Annotated in this window: 2 protein-coding genes and 1 pseudogene; 1 reads left to right on the top strand and 2 read right to left on the bottom strand. The window is 73.3% G+C overall.

All coding sequences use genetic code 11. From position 1 onward, the window contains the following. Window positions 1-113: 113 nt before the first annotated feature. Both AB0E94_RS52525 and AB0E94_RS52520 read right to left on the bottom strand, forming a co-directional pair. Window positions 114-1,142, bottom strand: a complete 1,029-nt coding sequence (locus AB0E94_RS52525) for an HAD-IIA family hydrolase (protein ID WP_360344411.1) — start codon at window positions 1,140-1,142, stop codon at window positions 114-116. Beyond that, entirely contained in the window at window positions 1,139-2,119 is a 981-nt protein-coding gene (locus AB0E94_RS52520) for a Replicase polyprotein 1ab (protein ID WP_360344408.1), read from the bottom strand. Before AB0E94_RS52520 ends, AB0E94_RS52525 begins: the two co-directional genes overlap by 4 nt. A 3-nt stretch (window positions 2,120-2,122) precedes the next feature. On the opposite strand from AB0E94_RS52520, the pseudogene AB0E94_RS52515 reads away from it, so the two are divergent. Further along, window positions 2,123-3,281, top strand: a pseudogene (locus AB0E94_RS52515) (hypothetical protein); the annotation flags it as partial.

The following is a 3,281-nucleotide window of genomic DNA, read 5'->3' as shown; positions in this document are numbered from 1 at the left end:
GCTCTCACCGCTGTCTGAACATCCGTGAGACAGCGGTGAGAGCCGGCCGGACATGGAACGGCCCCGGTCGCCGCACTCCGTCGGGAGGCGGCGGCCGGGGCCGGGTGAAACTGTCAGTGGATGTCGAGGTTCCAGGACTTCAGGAGTTCCCGGGCCTCGTCCGACTCCGCGGTCACGGCGCTGACCGGCACACCGGTCCAGGTGGCCGAGCAGAGCAGGCGCAACGCGTCGACCGGGGTGCCGGAGCCGTCCAGGACCGCCCGGCCGTCGGCACGGGCGAGACACCAGCCACCGACCTCGGTCCACGCGGATTCGCCGTCACCGCTGGGGAGCCGCGACTCGTCCGCCGGACGGAACAGCGCAGACAGGTCGGCGCCCACATGCGTGGGGCGCTGGTTCTCGACGGCGGACAGCAGGTCGGCCGGGCCGGTCACCCCGGTCAGGACCAGCAGGCTGTCCATTCCGGCGGCCACCGCGCCCTCGATGTCGGTGTCCAGCCGGTCGCCGACGGCCAGTGGACGCTCGGCCCGGGTCTGCGCGGCGGCGGTCCGGAACAGGGCCGGCTGCGGTTTGCCGACCACCACGTCCGGGTCCCGGTCCAGGGCCGTCCGCAGCACCGCCACCAGTGAGCCGTTGCCCGGCAGGGGGCCGCGTGGGCTGGGCAGGGTCCGGTCGGTGTTGGTCGCGAACCAGGGCGCGCCATCCCGTACCGCCACGGTGGCTTCGGCCAGGATCTTCCAGCCGACCTCCGGGCCGTACCCCTGAAGCACGGCGACCGGATCGTCTTCCCGCGCGCTGACCGGGGTGAGGCCCGCGTCGCGGACCTCGGCGCGCAGCGCCTCCGCACCGACCACCAGGACCGGAGCTCCGGCCGGCAGTCGTTCGGCGAGAAGCGCCGCCGCGGCGCCGGCCGAGGTCAGCACCTCGGCCGGCTCCGCGTTCACACCCATGCCGGTCAGCAACGCCGCCACGTCCACGGCCCGCCGGGACGCGTTGTTCGTGGCGAACGCGATCGACGTCGCGCCCGAACGCAGCCGATCGATCGCGTCGGCCGCGCCCGGAATCGGCTTGTCGATCAGGAAGACGACGCCGTCCAGGTCGAAGATGACCAGGTCATAGCCGTCGGCAAGGTGATCGCTCACGCCTTCGGCTTCTCCTCGGTGGCGACCTTGTCGTCGCCGTCCTCGTCGTCGCCCTTGACGTCCTCGTCGACCGGCTTCTCCACCGATTCGGTGACCTTCTCGTCCTCGTCGCCGAGCGCGTCCGTGTTCACGTCGGTGTCCGCGACGTCGACCGGCTGGTGCTCGTCCTCGTCATCCTCGTCGTCGAGGTCGTCGTCGTCGGAGTCCGCGGCGTCGTCGGAGTCCGCGGCGTCGACCGGCTCGTCGTCCTCGTCATCCTCGTCGTAGTCGTCCTCGTCGTCGTAGTCGTCCTCGTCATCGTCGAGGTCGTCTTCGTCGTCGTAGTCACCGTCGGCGTCGCCACTGGTCTCGCGACCACCGTCGGCGGCGGCCGCGGACACCTCGGCGCCGTCCTCGTCCTCGTCGGCGTCGTCGCCCTCGATGGTGACCCCGTCGAGTTCGAGCAGGCGCTCGGCAGCGTCGGTGACCTGCTCCTCGTCGACGGCGGCGGTCCGTGCGAACCACTCCCGCGCCTCGTCGCGACGGCCGGCCGCCAGCAGCGAGTCCGCGTACGCGTACCGCAGGCGGGCCGCCCATTCCGCGTCGTCGTCGCCGGTCAGCTCCTTGACCTGGAGCATCGCCACGGCGGCGTCGTGCTGGCCCAGGTCACCCCGGGCGCCGGCGGCCACGATCAGCAGCTCGATCGCGCCGGCCTTCTCCAGGTTGGCCACGTCGGCGCCACGGAACAGGTCGATCGCCCGCTCCGGACGGCCGAGCGCCCGCTCGCAGTCGGCCAGCTCGGCCAGGTGCGTCTGCCGGCCGGTCATCCGGTGGTAGGTGCGCAGCTCCGCGATCGCGGTCGTCCAGTCGCCGGCCGCGTACGCCGCCAGACCGACGGCCTCCCGCACCACGGCGATCCGCGACGCGAGACGACGGGCCGCGATGGCGTGGTTGAGAGCCAGCTCCGAGTCCTCGTCGATGATCTGGCCGGCCGCCACCAGGTGCCGCGCGACCTTGTCGGCGACGTCCCGGGCCAGGCTCAGCAGCTCGGCGCGGACCTCCTGGTCGAGGTCGTTCGCGGTGATCTCCTCGGGGATCTCCGGCGCCTCAAAGGCAGGCTTGCCGGCCTCGTCCTGCGGACGCGAGTCGCGGTCCCGGTCCTGGCGGAACCCGTCACGGTCCCCACGAAAGCCACCGCGGTCGTCACGGTCCCCACGGAACCCGCCACGGTCGCCGCCACCCTGGTAACCACCCCGGTCGCGGTCGCCACCACGGAATCCGCCGCGGTCACCGCCACCCTGGTAGCCCGGACGGTCCCCGCCGCGGAACCCGCCACGGTCGCCGCCGGGACGGTCGCTGCGCTGCGGACGGTCGCCGTACGGCCGGTCCTGACGGGGACGGTCGCCGAAGGACCGCTCCCGGTCGCCCCGGAATCCGCCACCCTGCGGGCGGTCGCCGCCACGGAACCCGCCACGGTCACCGCCACCCTGGTAACCACCCCGGTCGCGGTCGCCACCACGGAATCCACCGCGGTCGCCACCGCCCTGGAAGCTCTCACGGGGGCCGCTACGGTCACGGTCTCCTCCCCGGAATCCACCCCGGTCGCGGTCGCCACCACGGAACCCACCGCGATCGCCGCCACCCTGGTAGCCCGGACGGTCCCCGCCACGGTCGCGGTCGCCACCACGGAACCCACCGCGATCGCCGCCACCCTGATAACCCGGACGGTCCCCGCCACGGTCGCGGTCGCCACCACGGAACCCACCGCGATCGCCGCCACCCTGATAACCCGGACGGTCGCCACCGCGGTCACGGTCGCCACCACGGAACCCACCGCGGTCACCGCCACCCTGGTAGCCACCCCGGTCGCCGCCACGGAATCCACCACGGTCACGGTCGCCGCCACCCTGGTATCCCGGACGGTCGCCACCACGGAATCCACCACGGTCGCCACCACCCTGCGAGCCACCACGGAACCCACCGCGATCGCCACCGCCCTGGTAGCCCGGACGGTCCCCGCCACGGTCGCGGTCACCACCACGGAACCCACCGCGATCGCCGCCACCCTGGTAGCCCGGACGGTCCCCGCCACGGTCGCGGTCACCACCACGGAACCCACCGCGATCGCCGCCACCCTGGTAGCCCGGACGGTCCCCGCCA

This window comes from Actinoplanes sp. NPDC026670, assembly GCF_040638175.1.
GTDB lineage: Bacteria > Actinomycetota > Actinomycetes > Mycobacteriales > Micromonosporaceae > Actinoplanes.
Note: the sequence above shows the minus strand (reverse complement) of the source record. Positions and strands in the feature narration are given on the sequence as shown.